This window comes from Desulfovibrio oxyclinae DSM 11498, assembly GCF_000375485.1.
In the GTDB taxonomy this organism is placed as follows: Bacteria; Desulfobacterota; Desulfovibrionia; order Desulfovibrionales; family Desulfovibrionaceae; genus Pseudodesulfovibrio; species Pseudodesulfovibrio oxyclinae.
The window spans coordinates 18,265-35,128 of the sequence record NZ_AQXE01000012.1; the positions used below are offsets into that span (position 1 = coordinate 18,265).

General features: G+C 58.7%; 16 protein-coding genes. 7 read left to right on the forward strand and 9 right to left on the reverse strand.

The window, feature by feature from the left end:
• Positions 1 to 108 precede the first annotated feature (108 nt).
• Together B149_RS0113045 and B149_RS17235 are read left to right on the forward strand one after the other, a co-directional pair.
• Positions 109 to 894: an urease accessory protein UreH domain-containing protein gene (locus B149_RS0113045; RefSeq protein WP_040372841.1), complete on the forward strand. Its 786-nt coding sequence runs from the start codon at positions 109 to 111 to the stop codon at positions 892 to 894.
• Positions 891 to 1,301, forward strand: coding sequence for a MarR family winged helix-turn-helix transcriptional regulator (locus tag B149_RS17235; protein WP_018125611.1), 411 nt, complete (start codon positions 891 to 893; stop codon positions 1,299 to 1,301). The genes B149_RS0113045 and B149_RS17235 overlap by 4 nt, the downstream gene beginning before the upstream one ends.
• Here the strand turns inward: B149_RS17235 and B149_RS0113055 are convergent.
• From B149_RS0113055 to B149_RS0113065, 3 genes are all read right to left on the reverse strand, one after another.
• Complete coding sequence (locus tag B149_RS0113055) at positions 1,288 to 2,793, reverse strand: sensor domain-containing diguanylate cyclase (protein ID WP_018125612.1); 1,506 nt, start codon at positions 2,791 to 2,793, stop codon at positions 1,288 to 1,290. The genes B149_RS17235 and B149_RS0113055 overlap by 14 nt on opposite strands.
• A 74-nt stretch (positions 2,794 to 2,867) precedes the next feature.
• Entirely contained in the window at positions 2,868 to 4,259 is a 1,392-nt protein-coding gene (locus tag B149_RS0113060) for a sigma-54-dependent transcriptional regulator (protein ID WP_018125613.1), read from the reverse strand.
• Positions 4,252 to 6,660: a c-type heme family protein gene (locus tag B149_RS0113065; RefSeq protein WP_018125614.1), complete on the reverse strand. Its 2,409-nt coding sequence runs from the start codon at positions 6,658 to 6,660 to the stop codon at positions 4,252 to 4,254. Before B149_RS0113065 ends, B149_RS0113060 begins: the two co-directional genes overlap by 8 nt.
• A gap of 257 nt (positions 6,661 to 6,917) precedes the next feature.
• On the opposite strand from B149_RS0113065, the gene B149_RS18045 reads away from it, so the two are divergent.
• The 5 genes from B149_RS18045 to B149_RS0113090 are packed head-to-tail and all read left to right on the forward strand — an operon-like array spanning position 6,918 to position 10,184.
• Positions 6,918 to 8,549, forward strand: a complete 1,632-nt coding sequence (locus B149_RS18045; protein ID WP_018125615.1) for a YeiH family protein — start codon at positions 6,918 to 6,920, stop codon at positions 8,547 to 8,549.
• 14 nt (positions 8,550 to 8,563) lie between these two features.
• Positions 8,564 to 8,743 carry a hypothetical protein gene (locus B149_RS0113075; RefSeq protein WP_018125616.1) on the forward strand — a complete coding sequence of 60 codons (180 nt, stop codon included), beginning with the start codon at positions 8,564 to 8,566 and terminating at the stop codon, positions 8,741 to 8,743.
• A gap of 57 nt (positions 8,744 to 8,800) precedes the next feature.
• On the forward strand, positions 8,801 to 9,247 hold the full coding sequence (locus B149_RS0113080; RefSeq protein WP_018125617.1) for a universal stress protein: 447 nt from the start codon (positions 8,801 to 8,803) through the stop codon (positions 9,245 to 9,247).
• 40 nt (positions 9,248 to 9,287) lie between these two features.
• Positions 9,288 to 9,866 carry a hypothetical protein gene (locus B149_RS0113085; protein ID WP_018125618.1) on the forward strand — a complete coding sequence of 193 codons (579 nt, stop codon included), beginning with the start codon at positions 9,288 to 9,290 and terminating at the stop codon, positions 9,864 to 9,866.
• 12 nt (positions 9,867 to 9,878) lie between these two features.
• On the forward strand, positions 9,879 to 10,184 hold the full coding sequence (locus tag B149_RS0113090) for a hypothetical protein (RefSeq protein ID WP_018125619.1): 306 nt from the start codon (positions 9,879 to 9,881) through the stop codon (positions 10,182 to 10,184).
• Between the two features lie 615 nt (positions 10,185 to 10,799).
• On the opposite strand, the gene B149_RS0113095 is transcribed toward B149_RS0113090, so the two are convergent.
• The 6 genes from B149_RS0113095 to B149_RS0113120 all read right to left on the reverse strand — a co-directional run bounded on the left by B149_RS0113095 (position 10,800) and on the right by B149_RS0113120 (position 16,841).
• Entirely contained in the window at positions 10,800 to 12,557 is a 1,758-nt protein-coding gene (locus tag B149_RS0113095) for an ABC transporter substrate-binding protein (protein ID WP_018125620.1), read from the reverse strand.
• 107 nt (positions 12,558 to 12,664) lie between these two features.
• Entirely contained in the window at positions 12,665 to 12,937 is a 273-nt protein-coding gene (locus tag B149_RS0113100; protein ID WP_018125621.1) for a DUF2160 domain-containing protein, read from the reverse strand.
• A 21-nt stretch (positions 12,938 to 12,958) separates the two neighbouring features.
• Positions 12,959 to 13,762 carry a carbohydrate ABC transporter permease gene (locus tag B149_RS0113105; RefSeq protein WP_018125622.1) on the reverse strand — a complete coding sequence of 268 codons (804 nt, stop codon included), beginning with the start codon at positions 13,760 to 13,762 and terminating at the stop codon, positions 12,959 to 12,961.
• On the reverse strand, positions 13,759 to 14,640 hold the full coding sequence (locus B149_RS0113110; protein ID WP_018125623.1) for a carbohydrate ABC transporter permease: 882 nt from the start codon (positions 14,638 to 14,640) through the stop codon (positions 13,759 to 13,761). Before B149_RS0113110 ends, B149_RS0113105 begins: the two co-directional genes overlap by 4 nt.
• Before the next feature lie 12 nt (positions 14,641 to 14,652).
• Complete coding sequence (locus tag B149_RS0113115; RefSeq protein WP_018125624.1) at positions 14,653 to 15,741, reverse strand: ABC transporter ATP-binding protein; 1,089 nt, start codon at positions 15,739 to 15,741, stop codon at positions 14,653 to 14,655.
• Positions 15,742 to 15,758: 17 nt separating this feature from the next.
• On the reverse strand, positions 15,759 to 16,841 hold the full coding sequence (locus B149_RS0113120; protein WP_018125625.1) for an ABC transporter ATP-binding protein: 1,083 nt from the start codon (positions 16,839 to 16,841) through the stop codon (positions 15,759 to 15,761).
• Positions 16,842 to 16,864 lie beyond the last annotated feature (23 nt).

The following is a 16,864-nucleotide window of genomic DNA, read 5'->3' on the forward strand; positions in this document are numbered from 1 at the left end:
GGGGCTTTCTGCTCGTGGAGCACACAGACACTCCCGGAGGAAAATAGCTTGACATTCAAAATTTATGAAGGCAGTTAATTTTGAAATTCAAACTAAACGGGAGCCGAAATGGAATTCGATACCATGCTTTTCGTCGCGCTTCAGTCCAGTCTGGTTCTCGGGCTGATACACGGCGTCAACCCCTGCGGGCACTCCTGGCTCGTGCTTGCCCCCTTCGTCACGGGAGACGCCAATGGTTGGCGTGTTACCAAACTGACCACCGCGTTCATTATGGGAACGACTGCAGGATGCCTTGCCATCGGCATAGCCCTTGGCTGGCTCTCCACGGGATTGCCGGAAAGCACCCGCCACATTGCAGACCTTATCACCGCATCAGTGCTTGTGGTACTTGGCGGAATCCTCATATGGAAACCACACTTGCTGCACAGCCATGACCATGATCATGAGCACGGTCACGGGCACCATCATCACGAACACTCCCATGATGACCATCATGAACATGCGCACCATGACCATAACGACCACCATGCACACGAACATCACCACGGATGTTCCTGCAACAAACCTCTTTCCGCCAGAAAATCAACAGTGTACGGACTGGCCGTGCTTGGCTTCGTAAACATGATCGTCCCCTGCCCCACCGTAGCCATCATGTACTCCTACGCAATCGATTCCGGCAGCGTGCTCAAATCCACCGCTGTTTTCGGGTCATACGCCATCGGCACCGGCATCGCCCTCGCCGGAGTCATCTACGCCATCTTCAAGGTGACGGAGCTCATCAGAACGCTCCAGAAGCCCTGGATCGAAACCATGATCATGCGCACCGCCGGAGTCATGACCGTTGCTTTCGGCCTGTATTCCTTCTACATGGACGGAGCAGGAGCAATAGCATGACGCACGAACTCAGCCATCTGATAGTCGAATTTTACGAACGCCTTTCTTCGTGGGAACACGGCGTGGTGCGCGACAAGGGTTTGACCCTGCCGCAGATGCACACGCTGGAAATACTCGGGGCCAATGGTCCCATGCGGATGAAGGAGCTTGCTGGAAGAATGGGGGTCACCACCGGGACCCTCACGGTGATGATCGACCGCCTCGTGAAGAACGGACAGGTCGAAAGACGACCGCACGATACGGACCGTCGTTCCATCATCGTAGCCCTTACCGAATCGGGCAGAGCTCTTTTCTCGGAACACGACGACCTGCACCTGCAGTTGACCGAGGAATTGACCGCCGGGCTGAGTGAAGGAGAGCTTGAAGCGTTCGAAGCGACCCTTCGGAAGATGATCAGGGAATTTTGACCGTTTCGACGCAGCAGACCCGATTGCGCCCGGCCCGCTTGGCCTCGTAAAGACTGTCGTCGGCCCTTGATATCATTTCGTCCGCTGTGAGATCGGCTTCCCCGGCGCAGGAAACGCCGAAGCTGGCCGTCACCCGCACGCCGCCCTCCCCGTTCTTCAGACGCAACCGCTCAATGGCGTCGCGAAGCTTTTCCGCAACGTTCATTGCTCCGGCATGCCCTGTTCCGGGCAACAACAGCGCAAATTCCTCGCCACCGAACCGACAGGCGATGTCCGGTCTGCGAAGCAACGCCTCCAGCAGTTCGGCAATGGAAACGAGCGTTCTGTCTCCCACTTCATGACCGTATCTGTCGTTGACCTGTTTGAAGTGATCGATGTCCAGCATCACAAAAGCGAGTGCGCCTCCGTAACGCTTGACCCGTTCAAACTCCTTGGAGACCTCGGCCATGAACACGCGCCGGTTGAGCAACCCCGTCAAGGGATCGGTGGAAGCCATGACCTCAAGCTGCCTGCCCAACCTATGAAGCTTGGCCTGCCCCCTGATGTGCAGCACGCTCAGCACCCCCACCACCCCCAGCATGACCAGCGCGGCCAGACCGAGAAACATGGTGTCTCGTTTCCATGAAGCAATCACTTCCTGTTCGGGAAAGCTGGAAAAGACCATGAGCGGCAGCGTCTGCAATTTGCTGTAACCGACAATGCGCAGCTGCCCGTCGAAGGGCGAACGAATCTTGAATGACCCCGAGGAATGGGACGTTTCATAGATTTCCTGCAGCAAGTCGTAATGTTTGCCGACGAGGGCGGCGTGTCCCGGGATGCGGGTGATTATGTTTCCTTCGTCCGTGGTCACGAGGAGCGTAGCTCCTTTGGGGTATTCAAGACCGCTGTACATGTCGTGCAGGGCATCAACGTTGACGATGGCCACGAAAATGGCATCGATTGTTCCGTCGTCAGCGCGGACCGCCTTGCTCACCCCGAAGAACCAGTTGCCCTCGTGCACTCTGGAAAGCAGGGGTCTGCCCACATACAGGTCGTCATGGTCCATGCGGTGGACCATTATATAATCCCTGTCCCCCACATACGGGGGCACTCCGTCACCGCTCCAGTGCAGGATATTACCGTCGGGATCGGCCACGACCAAGTCCATGAGGTACTCATTGGCATGCCTGTACTGACGCAGAAGCGCACTGAACTGATCGTCGTGCGCGGCATGGCGGTTGTGCGTATCTTCAAGCAGCGCAGCCACGCTGATCAGGCCGTTGAGCACCTCGCCGATGCTCATGAGGGTCTTTTCGGTCTGCCCTGCGGCTATGCTGGAAATGAAACGAAGATTCTGGCGAGCACTTTCATTGACGGCCCGGTAAGAGGTGTAGGCACTGAAAAGGAAGAGCAAAAGAACAGAGAAAAACAGGGCGGCCGCAAAGACCCATGACAGGTAAACCTGTCGCTTGCCCTCTCCGCTGAAGCTCTGCTCCTCGCGAATGCCGACCATGGCCCCCTCCTGGTGGGAATCATTCCTTCTTTAACCAATACAGGAGAGGGGGCGCAGGTCAAGCAAAGAGTTTTTTAGCGAAAACGGTCCGGGGAGAGATCCACGCGTTTGAGAATCTTCTGAAGAGCGACGCGGCTGAGGCCGCTTATGCGGGCAGCTTCGGAGACGTTGCCGCCAGTGGCTTCCAGCAGACGCCGCGTATAAGACCTCGTGAAATCGTCCACGACCGCGGCCTTGGCTTCCTTGTAGGACGACAGCTCACCCGGTCCATCGCCGGAAACACCATTTTCCGCCATGCGCACCACGGGCAATGTCACGCGGTCGCCCGCGGCAAAGACTGCCAGCCGCCTCACGAAGTTCTGCAATTCACGCACGTTGCCGGGCCACGGGCGGGCAGAGAGATATCCGAGCGCTTCGGGGGTCGGCTCCTTGGGTGTGGTTCCGAGTTCCGCACAGGTCATGTCCAGGAAGTGATGCACCAGCAGCGGGATGTCCTCGGTCCTTTCACGCAGGGACGGCACGGTGACGGTGAGCACGTTCAGCCGATAATACAGGTCTTCGCGGAATTCGCCCTGACGCATGCGTTCTTCCAGATCACGGTTTGTGCTGGCGAGAATGCGCACGTTGATGGGAACGTTTCTGCTCGCCCCCACCGGCCGGATTTCCTGCTCCTGAAGGCACCTGAGAAGTTTGGTTTGCAGTCCCATGGGCAGATCGCCGATTTCGTCCAGCAGGAGGCTGCCCCCCTCGGCGTTGACAAAGAGGCCCTTTCTGGCGCGATCTGCGCCGGTGAAGGCTCCCTTGACGTGGCCGAAGAGTTCGCTCTCCAGCAGATGTTCGGGAATCGCCGGGCAGTTCACCGCCACCATGGGATTCTCAGTGCGGGAACTCAGCCGATGCACGACGCGAGCGGCCAGTTCCTTGCCGGTGCCGGACTCACCGAGGATAAGGACGGTATAATCGGACTGGGCCACGGCGGCCAACGAATCCTTGAACCTGCGGATGGCCGGACTGTCACCAACAATGCAGTCCGTCTCACTGCGACAGGCCAGTAGACTCCTGAGTCGCTCGTTTTCGCCCAGCAGACGGCTTCTTTCCAGCGCCTTTTCCGCCACACGGAACAGTGCCTGCGGCTCCACCGGCTTGGTGAGGAAGTCGTACGCACCCATTTTTAGCGCGCGCACCGCCTGCTCGATGGTTCCATGCGCCGAAAGCATGACGAGGGTGGTTCCGGGCCACTGGTCGTGGATGCGTCCCACCAGCTCGATACCGTCCATTTCGGGCATCTTGAGGTCCGAGATGACCACGTCGAACGGCAGGTCCTCCATGAATTCCAGTGCCTCCGCACCGGAATGGCAGGCCATGATGCGTTCATTCGGGTAGCGGCTCTCCAGCAGGCGGGCTATGCCGCTCGCGAAGTCCGGCTCGTCGTCCACAACGAGAATGCTTGTCTTGTCGTTAGCCATTCACTGTATCCTGATTGGCGCCCTGCGCCTTGTTGAAACGTATGGTGAACACCGCGCCGCCATCGTTGGCGACCTCGATGCTTCCGCCCATGTCCTGCAACAGCCCGTAGACCACGGCCAAGCCGAGGCCGGTCCCCTTGCCCACTTCCTTGGTGGTGAAGAAGGGTTCGAACACGCTGTCCAGAATCTCGGTCGGGATGCCGGGGCCCGAATCATGGACCTGAACAGATGGCCGCCCCTGCTCGTCCCGGAAAACCCGGAACCGGATGCTGCCATCCTGAACCACGGCATGCATGGCATTGTTGAAGAGGTTTGCCAGTATCTGTCCGAGGGCCTGCCCGTCAACCGAGGCACCCGAAAAATCCGGATCCACCTCCACGGACACGTCGATGTTGCGATCCTTGGCCTGCACGCTCAACACGTTCACGGTGTCCTCCACCGAGCGGGCCAAATCCACTTCACCGCCCTCTTCACCCTTGGCCGGACGGGCGAAGTCCAGCAGGTCACGCAACACGTTCTGGGCCTGAGTGGCGTGCTTGAGGATAACGTCGGCATCGCGGCGATTCTCATCGCCATGCGGTCCGTTCTTCAAGAGTTCGCCGTAGCATTTGATCACACCGAGCGGGTTGTTCATCTCGTGTGCCAGCCCGGCCGCAAAACGTCCGACGGTGGCGAGCTTCTCGCTCTGACGAACGCGGGCCATCATGCGCCGTTCCGCGGTGACTTCGCGCACATAGACAACCGTACGGGAGTCGTCGGCCACCGGATAGAATCCTACCACGAACTGGCGGTTGTCCACGGAGACCTCTTCCGTGGATTTCAGTCTGCGCCGCAGCGCTTCGGACGGGCAGTCCTCACCCTTGCGGGCGTACAGCACAGGCAGAAGCTCGGAAACGCCGGCTCCGCCGAGTTCTTCGGCCAGAGCTCTCGCTGCGGCGTTGGCCACCACCACGGAGCAGGACCCTTCCAGCAGAAGCAGCGGGTCGGCTATGCCCTCCACGATGGACTGAAGCATGTCCTTCTGACGCAACAGGTTGTCCAATGCGCCGAGGTTTTCCATGGCGATGCCGAGCTGGGTGCCCAGCGCGCGCATGATATCATGATCCTTGTCCTCAAAAATGATGTCGTGATCCCACCACAGGGTGAGCAACCCTTCCGAGGCGGTAGAGGTTGCACCAACCGGCACAAAGGCCAATCGGCTGCCGAGGAACGGCTCGCCCTCCACCAAAACATCCTTCCAGTTTTCCGGAAGTGAAGGATGCTCCTGCTCCTCGGGCCACGCATAACGGTTCTGCGAGGCCAGCATGCAGGTAAACTGCGCTCCCCGCGCATCGAACCGCCGGGCCAGCAGCGGCAGGCAGTAACGCCACATTTCCTTTCTGGACTGGCTTCGGTTCAGACCGTCAATGAGCTGCACAAAAAGCGTAACGTCGGCCTTGCGTTCAAACGCTTCCCTGCTGAGCTGTTCAGTGCGCATGGCCACGGTTCGTTCAAGGTTGGCTGCGTTGTCGCGAAGCTGTTGCTGCACGGAAAGCAGGTGATCGCCCAGTTCCTCCATGCCATGGACCATTTCGTCGATCTCGTCCGAATGCTCCATGCGCTCAAGCGCCTTCACTTCATCCTTGCCGCCGAAACGATCGCGGAAAACCTGCGTCAGCCGTTTCAGGTTCGCGGATACCAACCTGTTGAAGAAGACCTGCACCACGGCGAAAAACATGATCATGCCCACGCCATAGATGCCGATATAACCGACGGTGGCGTCGCGAATCTGCGTGACCGCGTCATCCACGGGAAATCCCACGAGGTCCACACCGTCGATGGCGCCTGCCTCGCGACCGAAACCGCGCTCCCTGCCGTACCGTTCCAGGAGCACCTGAGGCGCCTCTTCCGGTTCGCCGTGGCAGTGCAGACATTTCTTGTAAAAGGTGACGGGCCGGGCGGTTATGAAATATTCGTCCTCACCAATTCTGCGGTAGCCCTCCCACTCTTCCTGTTCCGGGCTCTGGCGAAACTTGTCGAGCAGTTCAAGTTCAAGCCCTCTTGCCTCGTAATCGGGATTGCGCGCATTCACGGAGACGCGGCGGTACAGCACCTCCGAGTCCTCCAGCGCCACCCTGTCCATGACGCTTCTGGATATGAAGGAGGAACTCATGGCCTCAATGACGAATTCATCCTTGGGCAACACGCTGAACATCTTTGGACGCAGGTCCTCGCGAACATAGCGCTGAACGGAGTCCGCCTGCGCCAGGGCGAGCTTGGCCCGGTCGCGAACTTCGGAATCGAGCAGCGACTTGAGATGAAAATACATGCTGGCGGAAAAGAACACGCCCATTATGAAGACAATGGTCCCAAGGCCGAGCAGGAATTTCACCTGCAGTGTCTGGGGCCTGAATATGGTCATCTGCTATACACCTCTGAGTGGAAGAATAAGGGTTTCATACTAATGCCGGGATTGATTTGTGGCAAGAGCGGTAAAAATTCGGGCAACTTCGCATAGAGGGGGCAACACCTGCAAACCAAAGTATGCAAACTCATCGCGGGACACTTTTTTCACAGTCAATAAAATCAGGAACTTGAAAGCATGTGAAAGTTGGCACGCAGCTTGCCTAAGGGAGGGCAACCTTGTTTCAAACCCTAAACCCTCAGGGGAGGAGATTTATGGCAAGCTCTGATGTCGGACGTCCAAGCAACGTCCCCGTATGGATCCTCAGCGGCATTCTGCTGCTGTACGGATTCCTTGTTGCAACCGGGGCTCTCACCCCGATGTTCAAGGCCCTCAACGTTCACAAATCCGTGGACCTCATGGAAGTGCTCGGCTTCACTTTCGGCGGTCTCGGACTTGTAACCGCCATGCTGCGCGCCGGCCGCATGAACAAGCCCCAGACGAACATGGACATCTTCGTCCTGGAAACGATCCCGGGCATCATGTTCATCGTCGCACTCGCCATGGGCATCCGCTGGTTCGCCGAGCCGATGGTTACGATGATGTCCAGCGCCCTGGTGCCGGTTCTCGGTTTCAAGATCCACAAGGTCCTGAACCTGAACTACGTCGTCCTGGGTATTCTGGTCGGTATCATCATCACCAACAGCTGGGGAATCCCCAAATTTGCCGCCGCTGGCGTCAAGACTGCACGCTTCGTCCTGAAGATGGGCGTCATCCTGCTGGGTGCACGCTACTCCTTCGCGGAACTCGCCAAGCTCGGCATGGTCTCCGTCTGGATGATCGGCTTCTTCGTTCTGGGAACCGTGTTCTTCGTGCTGTTCCTCGGTAAGGTCTTCAAGCAGCCCAAGTCCATGACCGGTGTCCTGTCCGCGGGCATGGGCGTCTGCGGTGTGTCCGCGACCGTTGCCTGCGCTCCGGTCGTCAAAGCCCGCTGCTCCGAAATGGCCTACACCATCGGTACCATCCTCGGCTTTGGTATCCTCTGCATGTTCGCCTTCCCGACCATCGGTAAGCTCGTCGGCATGAACCCGACGCAGTTCGGCGCATGGGCCGGTACCGGCATCCTGAACTCCGCTCAGGTCGCCGCTGCTTGTCTCGCGTTTAACGCCGTGGACATCAAGACCCTCAAGGTCGGCGAAATCTTTAACATTACCCGCGTACTGTTCCTGCCCATCATCGTTCTGGTGCTGGCAAGCTGGTTCGGTAAGGCCGCAGGCCAGAAGCTGTCCTTCAAGGAAGTTGTCATCGACAAGTTCCCCATCTTCATCATCGGCTTCCTCCTGCTGTTCTTCATGTCCTCCATCGGCATGTTCTCGCCCCCGGGCCACTACAAGGGTAAGTACCTCGACTTCAGCTACAACCAGCGCACCGAAGTTACCCCTGAAGAGCTCACCGTGCTCCAGAACGCCAAGCTCGAAGGTCTGCTGCCCGAAGAAGAAGCTGCATACAACGACCTCGTGAAGCAGCATCAGATCGCCGGTAACTTCGAAAACCGCGACAACAAGGAACAGTTCGACGCCACTGCCCGCAAGCGCATGGGCGGCATCGAATCCATCCTGGCACGCGCCAAGGGCAAGGAACTCACCATCAGCGCCGACGTTAAGTCCGCACTGAAGCACGCCGTCAAGCAGGTCCACAAGAAGTCCAAGACCGTCGTCACCCTGACCGACGCCATGGTCTGGTTCTTCGCATACGGCCTCATCGGTCTCGGCATGCAGATCACCCGCAAGTCTCTCGCCCAGGCGGGCGGCTGGCCGCTGGTGATGGGCGCCATTTCCGGCGTGACAAAGGCGACCCTGTCCTTCATTGTCGTCATGTACTTCGTCAAGGACGTCGTCCTTAAGTAAGTGGAGGAGTAATAATGGAAGAAAACGTGAAGCTTGAAAAAGAGAACTGCCCGGTCTCCGATCAGGACCAGCAGGACAACGAAGAACGCGCGCTCTCCGTCTTCGCCTCCGAAAAGAACGAAGACCTGACCGCCCTCGTCCTGGTTCTCATTGTGACCTTCGTCGTGCTGCTTTTCACCAAGTGGCTCGTCTAAAGTAACCCAACCCCGGGGGGAGTTTCCGAACTCCCCCCGGATACAAACGAGACAAGCATGTTCAAGAAAATTCTTCTCGCCACACACGGAACACCCGGAGCCCGCAAGGCCGAAGCACTCGCTGCGGACTGGGCCAAACGGACCGGAGCCGAGCTGCTGGTACTCAGCGTCGCAAACGAAGCATGGAAAGACATGACCTGCGACGACTGGCTCAACACTTCCACCACCCGCAACACCTTCGGCGGTTATGTGGAAGGACAGATCAGCGCGGAAGTGGACCGTCTTCACACACGCATTCGCGAGGACATGCAGGATATTTCCCCCAAGTTCGCCTGCGTGGTAGGCAAGCCTTTCGAGGCCATCGCCGAAGTAGCAGCCGAAACCGAAGCCGATGTCCTCATCATCGGCGCAAGACAGAAGAAGCAGGCTCCGGGCTTCAAGGACCGGGTCACCGCCAAGGACCTCCACCCGCTGCTGCCCTGCCCGCTCGTCGTCGCACCGTAAATACTTGGCTCAAAAGCCGCGCAGAGATACAGTAAAGAATATGGATACCCCAACCGAAAATATCTGGATGCCCCTGAACCTGCCGTGGAAGCAGGACTTCTGGGACGAACTCAACCCCATTAAGACCATGCGGCTCAACCCGCACTGGCACATCACGGAGAGCGAGACAGTCCGAGGAACCGGGGACGGCGCGGCTTACGACATCGATGACATTCTTTCGGACCGCCAGTATACGATCCACGTCATGACTGAATCCGGCCCGGACCACTGGGTTGCCCGTTTCGGCGAGACAGGTCTCGTCATCCGCGCCCGCTCGGAAGAAAGCGGCGGTAACACCGCCCTGAGCTTCGAAATAGATCCGGGCGACGAAGAACCGGTCATCAGCCGCGAACAGGTCGCGAACCTCATCGAGCACTGGCTGCCCAGCATCCGTGAATACTACCGTCTTTTCACCGCCGACACGTGGCGCAACCGCTTTTTCCGCTTCCTCATGAACAAGGTCATGCTCAGCATGAACCCAACGCAGCGCCGCATCTGCGCCTTCATGTTCAAGCTGACCATTCTGGAAGCACTGCTGATCATCGTGCTCGGCGTCGGTTTCTATTTTTATGCCAACTAAAGGAGGCACCCAGTGAAGGATAACCGTTCCATGCTTTTCTGGCATTTCTTCGTCGGCCTCGGCGCCATCAGCTACCTGTCCATGGGCTTCATGCTGCTGTATCAATACGCGGCTGTGACCATGGACCTTCCCGGTCGCTTCCTGACTGTCCTGCATGACGCCAGCGGAGACTGGTGGCTCGACATCCAGTGGTCGCACCCGGTCATGATCGTCTGGGCGGCCTGCGCCTTTGCCGCCGCCTGCGGATACGCCTTCTGGAAGCGAAACGACAAGCGCTCCTATCGCGAGCCCGAAGTCGAAAGCCAGCCCGGATTCTAGCTAGAGGACTCAGTCCCTTCCGACGACGCACTACGTCAACCTTACGGAATGCCGGCCCCCCATCCCCTGTATTCCGGTTGTGTCGATCCGAAACGGTAGGGACTTTTTCCATACCCTGTTGAAGCCCCCTCTCAGCCGGTGCGCGGAACGCCCCATTCCGCGCACCGGCGCCCCTTTTTCCGCTTTGCGACCCTTCTTGCCGGCCCCGTGACCTACACCCACCCTCAATCTCGGGCGAGTTCGATGATCCACCAAAGAGAGACGGCCTAGTTCCGCACCTCACAGCCTCACAGCCTCACAGCCTCACAGCCTCACAGCCTCACAGCCTCACAGCCTCACAGCCTCACAGCCTCACAGCCTCACAGCCTCACAGCCNCACAGCCTCACAGCCTCACAGCCTCACAGCCTCACAGCCTCACAGCCTCACAGCCTCACAGCCTCACAGCCTCACAGCCTCACAGCCTCACAGCCAGCGCCTCGCTATCCCCTAACGATGCGTCAAGATATTATTCCACAACTTGAAACAGTTAAGCCCAACCACCCTTGCATCCACAAGCCACAAAAAAAGGGAGCATCCCGAAAGATGCTCCCCGTATTCGTCACTTGGTGTGTGCCTTAACGGACACGACCTTCACGCCAAGCCTGAAGCAGCTCGTCGTACTTGACGGTTTCGCCCTGCGGCTTCTCGTTGTCCAGCTTCGGCTTGGGAGCGCCGGGCTGGTTCAGCCAGTATTCGCGGGACTTCTTGGGATTCAGCTTGGGACCGCACTCGCCAAGGACGTCTGCACGCTCAAGGCGGGCAAGGACCTTGTCCATTGCGGCGGCAAGGTTATCCATGGCTTCCTGCGGAGTCACTTCGCCGGACAGGGTTTCACCGATGTTCTGCCACCAGAGCTGTGCAAGCTTGGGGTAGTCGGGAACGTTGGTGCCGGTCGGGGTCCATGCCACGCGGGCCGGGCTGCGGTAGAACTCGACGAGGCCGCCGAGCTTCGGAGCCATCTTGCCCATTTCTTCGGTCATGAGGTCGGATTCACGGATGGGGGTCAGGCCTTCCATGGTCTTCTTGAGGGAAGTGGTCTTGGCAACGCAGAACTGAGCGTAGAGCCAGGCGGCCTTCAGGCGCTTTTCCGGAGTGGACTTCAGGAAAGTCCAGGAACCGCAGTCCTGATAGCCGAGCTTCATGCCTTCTTCCCAGTAGGGACCGTGCGGGGACGGAGCCATGCGCCACTTGGGCAGGCCGTTTTCGTCCACGACCGGGGTGCCGGGCTTGGACATGTCCGCGGTAAACGCAGTGTACCAGAACATCTGCTGAGCGATGTGACCCTGTGCGGGGACCGGGCCGGACTCGTAGAAGGTCATGCCCAGCGCTTCCGGCGGAGCATACTTCTGCAGCCATTCCATGTACTTGGTCAGAGCGTACACGGCAGCGGGACCGTTGGTGGCACCACCACGGGCAACGGATGCGCCTGCAGGACGGCAGTCTTCCACGCGGATGCCCCATTCATCGACGGGCTTGCCGTTGGGCAGACCCTTGTCGCCGGCACCGGCCATGGAGAGCCATGCATCGGTGAAGCGCCAGCCGAGGTCCGGGCTCTTCTTGCCGTAGTCCATGTGACCGTAAACGCGAACGCCGTCGATTTCCTTCACTTCATTGGTGAAGAAGTCGGCGATGTCTTCATAAGCGGACCAGTTCACGGGAACGCCCAGCTCGTAGCCGTATTTTTCCTTGAACTTGGAACGCAGTTCGGGGTCCTGGAACCAGTCATAGCGGAACCAGTACAGGTTCGCGAACTGCTGGTCGGGCAGCTGGTAGAGCTTACCGTCGGGACCGGTGGTGAAGGAGGTACCGATGAAGTCATCGAGATCCAGGGTCGGCAGGGTCACGTCCTTGCCTTCGCCGACCATGAAGTCGGACAGCGGCAGCACGAAACCGTAGCGCATGTGGGTACCGATCAGGTCGGAGTCGTTGATGTAGCCATCGTAGATGTTCTGACCGGACTGCATCTGAGTCTGGATCTTTTCGATCACGTCACCTTCACCCAAAAGGTCATGGGTGATCTTGATGCCGGTGATCTCGGTGAAGGCCTTGGCCAGCACCTTGGACTCATACTCGTGAGTAGCGATGGTTTCGGAAACCACCTTGATGTCCATGCCGCGGAACGGTTCGGCAGCCTTGATGAACCATTCCATTTCCTTCATCTGCTCATCTTTGCTCAGACTGGAAGGCTGGAATTCGGAATCCACCCACTTCTTGGCAGCCGCTTTGTACTGGGCGTCATCGGCCGAGCTCACGGTAGCGGTGAGCATGAAGGCCATCATGACCGCGAAGGTCACGACGATGCGCCAGTGTGATTTGGAAAGACGTGAGACCATAACCTATCCTCCCTGGTTAGAATGTTGCTTGTAACATCCTTAACAACATCCGCTCGACCTCCACAGTAAAGGCCATACGGAATCAAACCGCAGTTTTTCCCCCTGTCTTACCCCCAACGCATGACTGTGACAAGCCATGCGGCGGCAATGCCCACTCCATACCAGAGCGGCAGGTCCGTCAGCCCGAGCCAGGCGAGGCAGATGTAGCCGCTGCCGAGCAGGCCGATGAAGAGACGGTCTCCCCTCGTGGTGACAATGGGCAGAAAGCCCTTGCGCGCCACGGTGGGGGAAACAACCTCCCACACGGTCATGCAGCAGAGCATGACTCCAATGAAGACGAAGAACCAGGCCGTGACCGGCGTCCATACCATCCATTGCATAACTGTACCTCCGTCTTCCTTCTACACCCGACCCAGGGCAAAGCCCTTGGCCATGTAGTTGCGGACGAACCAGATGACGATGGCGCCCGGGATCATGGTCAGCACGCCCGCTGCGGCCAGACCGCCCCAGTCCATGCCGGAAGCCGAGACCGTGCGGGTCATGGTTGCGGCGATGGGCTTGGCGTTGACGGCTGTCAGCGTGCGCGCCAGCAGCAATTCCACCCAGCTGAACATGAAGCAGAAAAAGGCGGTGACGCCGATGCCTGATCGAATCAGCGGGATGAAGATGGTAGTGAAGAACCTCGGGAAACTATACCCGTCGATGAAGGCGGTTTCGTCGATCTCCCTCGGAACGCCGGACATGAATCCTTCCAGAATCCAGACCGCGAGCGGCACGTTGAACAGGCAGTGCGCCAGCGCGACCGCGATGGACGTGTCGAACAGTCCGACGGTCTGGTAGAAGTTGAAGAACGGCAGCAGAAACACCGCCGGGGGGGCCATCTTGTTGGTCAGCAGCCAGAAGAACATGTGCTTGTCGCCCAGGAAATTGTAACGGGAAAAACCGTACGCTGCGGGCAGCGCCACCGAAAGGGAGATGATGGTGTTCAGCGCCACGTACTTCATGGAGTTGATATAGCCGTTGTACCACGAGGGATCGGTGAAGATCATGGCGTAGTTCGCCAGCGTGAAGTTCTCGGGCAGCAGGTTGAAGACCGAGAGGATCTCATCCGTGGTCTTGAAGGACATGTTGACGAGCCAGTAGATCGGCAACAGCAGGAAGAACAGATAACAGATGAGAGCAAGCGTGCGTTTTCTTATCCTCATTGCTCCTCTCCTTTACCGAGGTTGATGATCGAGGTGTAGAACACGAAGCAGATCAGCAGCACGATCAGGAAGTAGATCAGGGAGAACGCCGCCGCCGGGCCAACGTCGAACTGTCCCACGGCCATCTTGGTAAGGAACTGGCTGAGGAAGGTGGTCGAGTTGCCCGGTCCGCCGCCGGTAAGGACGAACGGTTCGGTGTAGATCATGAAGCTGTCCATGAAACGCAGCAGCAGCGCAATGAGCAGCACGCCGCGCATCTTGGGAAGCTGGATGTAGCGGAAAACCGCGAAGCGCGAGGCTCCGTCGATCTTGGCCGCCTGATAGTAGGCTTCCGGAATCGCCTGGAGTCCGGCATAGCACAACAGGACGATGAGCGGCGTCCAGTGCCACACGTCCATGATAAGCACGGTCAGCCAGCTGTGGACCGGATCGGCGGTGTAGTTGTAGCTGATGTTCAGCACCTCGTTCAGGGTCACGCCTGCCAGTCCGATGTCCGGACGGCTGAAGACCACCCAGATGGTGCCGACCACGTTCCAGGGAATCAGAAGCGGCAGCGCCAGCAACACCAGACAGGTGGAGGCGGCCACGCCCTTCTTCCTCGGTAGCGTGAGGGCCACGGCGATTCCCAGCGGAATCTCGATGGCCAATACGCAGAACGAGAAGGTCATCTGCCGGAACAGGGCGTCGTGCAGACGCTCGCTCCGAAGCATTTCCTTATACCACTCGGGACCGACGAACACGCTCATGCCCGGCCCGAGGATGTCCTGAACCGAGTAGTTCACGACAGTCATGAGCGGGATGATGGCGCTGAACGCGACCACAAGGAACACGGGCAGGATGAGGAACCAGGCCCGGTTGTCAGACCATTTCTGCTGCATGTTTCCTCCCCCCTATTTGGCCAGCCGGCCGTCGATGAAGATCTTGATCTTTTCCGGCGGCAGGAACACTTTGCAGTGATCGGCCGGGAGCTCCTGATCCTCGGACACGCGGGCCTTGAAGGTCGCATCGCCAAGGGCAAGGGTGACGATCTTTGCGCTGCCCTGATCCTCGACATTGGTGATTCTGGCCTCAAGCCCTTCGGCGTCCTTGCCACGAATGTCGATGTACATGGGGCGGATGCCCAGCTCGACCTTGGACGTGCCGGAAGCCTCCGCCGCGCGCCGGGTGCCGATGCCGGGGACGGGAATCTCCAGTCCCGCAGCCTTGGCGATGCCGTCCGCTACGCTGCATTCAACAAGGTTCATGCCCGGGCTACCGATGAAGTATCCCACGAAGGTGTGCTCGGGGTGCTCGAAAAGCTCCTCGGGCGTGCCTATCTGAACCAGCTCGCCTTCGTACATGACCACAATCTTGTCGGCGAAGGTCATGGCCTCAACCTGATCGTGCGTCACGTAGATGAGCGTATGCTCGAAGCGTTTGTGGATTTCCTTGAGTTTGCGGCGAAGCTGCCACTTGAGATGCGGGTCGATAACGGTGAGCGGTTCGTCGAAGAGAATCGCCGCCACGTCGGAGCGGACAAGGCCCCGTCCAAGGGATATCTTCTGCTTCGCGTCAGCCGAGAGTCCGGCAGCCCGCTTGTTCAGGTCTGCCGTGAGGTCGAGGCTGTCCGCGATCTCATGCACCCTTTTGTTGACCTGATCCTTGGGAATCTTCCGGTTCTTCAGGGGAAAGGCCAGATTTTCGTACACCGTCATGGTGTCGTAAAGCACCGGAAACTGGAAGACCTGAGCGATATTCCTTTGTTCCGGCGGCAGTTTGGTCACATCCTTGCCGTCATACAGGACCTTTCCGTGCGAGGGCACGAGCAGTCCGGAAATGATGTTGAGCATGGTGGTCTTGCCGCAGCCGGACGGCCCGAGCAGGGCGTAGGCCCCGCCATCGTCCCAGGTGGTGTGAATACGCTTGAGGGCGTAATCATCGGGCCCCTTGGGATTGGCCATGTAGCTGTGGGCAAGCTCATCGAGTTCAATGCGCGCCATTGCGCTCCTCCCGAAGTCTAGTCGGCCCGCACCGGGGAAACCAGCAGGTTGCCCGATTCGCCGAAAACATAAAAGTCGTTGGGATCAAGAAAGACCGAAACCTCGTCGCCCACGCCGTACTGATGCACGCCGACCTCCTGCGCCACCAGCGGCACATCCTCGTAGGTCATGTGAACGAAAGTCTCGGATCCGTTGATCTCCGAAAGCCCCACTGTGCCGTCAAAGCGCACGGTCCGGCCTTCCTGCCCCTTGAGGAACAGCCGGTTGGACCGCATCCCGAAGCGGTACTCGCCCGGCTCCAGATCGGCCAGACGTCCCTGCTGCGGAATCACCTGCCCCTTGCCGATGCGAACGTTGCCGTCCTCGATCACGGCGGGCACGAAGTTGATCGGCGGGTCGCTGAACACTTCGGCGACCTTGGTAGTGGCCGGATTGAGATACACCTCAGCGGTGGGTCCGGTCTGTAGCACGCGGCCCTCATGCATGACGATTGTTTCTCCGCCGAGCATGAGCGCTTCCGTGGGTTCGGTCGTGGTATAGACCACAATGGACTCGCGCCGTTCGAAGATCTGCTGCAATTCCTCGCGCAGCTCTTCACGCAGCTTGTAGTCCAGGTTGACCAACGGCTCGTCGAGCAGCAGCAGTTCCACCCTCTTCACCAGCGCACGCGCGATGGCGCAACGCTGCTGCTGACCGCCGGAAAGCTCCGAAGGCAGCCTGTCGAGCAGGTGCTCGATATGCAGCATCTTCGCGGCTTCCTGCACGCGCCGTTTGATTTCGGCCCGCGAGGTTCCCGCGATTTTCAGCGGCGACGCTATGTTTTTGAAAACAGAGAGGGAGGGATAGTTGATGAACTGTTGATAGACCATTGCCACGCTTCGCTTGCGTACCGACATCCCGGTCACGTCCACATCATTCATTATGACGGAACCGTTGGAAGGTCGATCCAGCCCCGCCATGATGCGTAGCAGCGAGGTCTTCCCGGCCAGCGTCCGTCCAAGCAGGACGTAACGTTTGCCGGGCTCCAGTTCGAGGTTGATGTCTTTTAAATGAATTTCCTGTCCGACATATTTGTCGACGTCCTTAAGAACAAGCCCCATATGCACACTCCAGCATTCGACTT

Excerpts from the sequence above, each read along its gene's own strand:
- B149_RS0113120 (WP_018125625.1), bottom strand. The coding sequence starts at position 16,841 with ATGGGGCTTGTTCTTAAGGACGTCGACAAATATGTCGGACAGGAAATT.
- B149_RS0113095 (WP_018125620.1), bottom strand. The coding sequence starts at position 12,557 with ATGGTCTCACGTCTTTCCAAATCACACTGGCGCATCGTCGTGACCTTC.
- B149_RS0113100 (WP_018125621.1), bottom strand. The coding sequence starts at position 12,937 with ATGCAATGGATGGTATGGACGCCGGTCACGGCCTGGTTCTTCGTCTTC.
- B149_RS0113085 (WP_018125618.1), top strand. The coding sequence starts at position 9,288 with ATGGATACCCCAACCGAAAATATCTGGATGCCCCTGAACCTGCCGTGG.
- B149_RS0113110 (WP_018125623.1), bottom strand. The coding sequence starts at position 14,640 with ATGCAGCAGAAATGGTCTGACAACCGGGCCTGGTTCCTCATCCTGCCC.
- B149_RS0113045 (WP_040372841.1), top strand. The coding sequence starts at position 109 with ATGGAATTCGATACCATGCTTTTCGTCGCGCTTCAGTCCAGTCTGGTT.
- B149_RS0113080 (WP_018125617.1), top strand. The coding sequence starts at position 8,801 with ATGTTCAAGAAAATTCTTCTCGCCACACACGGAACACCCGGAGCCCGC.
- B149_RS17235 (WP_018125611.1), top strand. The coding sequence starts at position 891 with ATGACGCACGAACTCAGCCATCTGATAGTCGAATTTTACGAACGCCTT.
- B149_RS0113065 (WP_018125614.1), bottom strand. The coding sequence starts at position 6,660 with ATGACCATATTCAGGCCCCAGACACTGCAGGTGAAATTCCTGCTCGGC.
- B149_RS0113105 (WP_018125622.1), bottom strand. The coding sequence starts at position 13,762 with ATGAGGATAAGAAAACGCACGCTTGCTCTCATCTGTTATCTGTTCTTC.
- B149_RS0113075 (WP_018125616.1), top strand. The coding sequence starts at position 8,564 with ATGGAAGAAAACGTGAAGCTTGAAAAAGAGAACTGCCCGGTCTCCGAT.
- B149_RS0113060 (WP_018125613.1), bottom strand. The coding sequence starts at position 4,259 with ATGGCTAACGACAAGACAAGCATTCTCGTTGTGGACGACGAGCCGGAC.
- B149_RS18045 (WP_018125615.1), top strand. The coding sequence starts at position 6,918 with ATGGCAAGCTCTGATGTCGGACGTCCAAGCAACGTCCCCGTATGGATC.
- B149_RS0113055 (WP_018125612.1), bottom strand. The coding sequence starts at position 2,793 with ATGGTCGGCATTCGCGAGGAGCAGAGCTTCAGCGGAGAGGGCAAGCGA.
- B149_RS0113115 (WP_018125624.1), bottom strand. The coding sequence starts at position 15,741 with ATGGCGCGCATTGAACTCGATGAGCTTGCCCACAGCTACATGGCCAAT.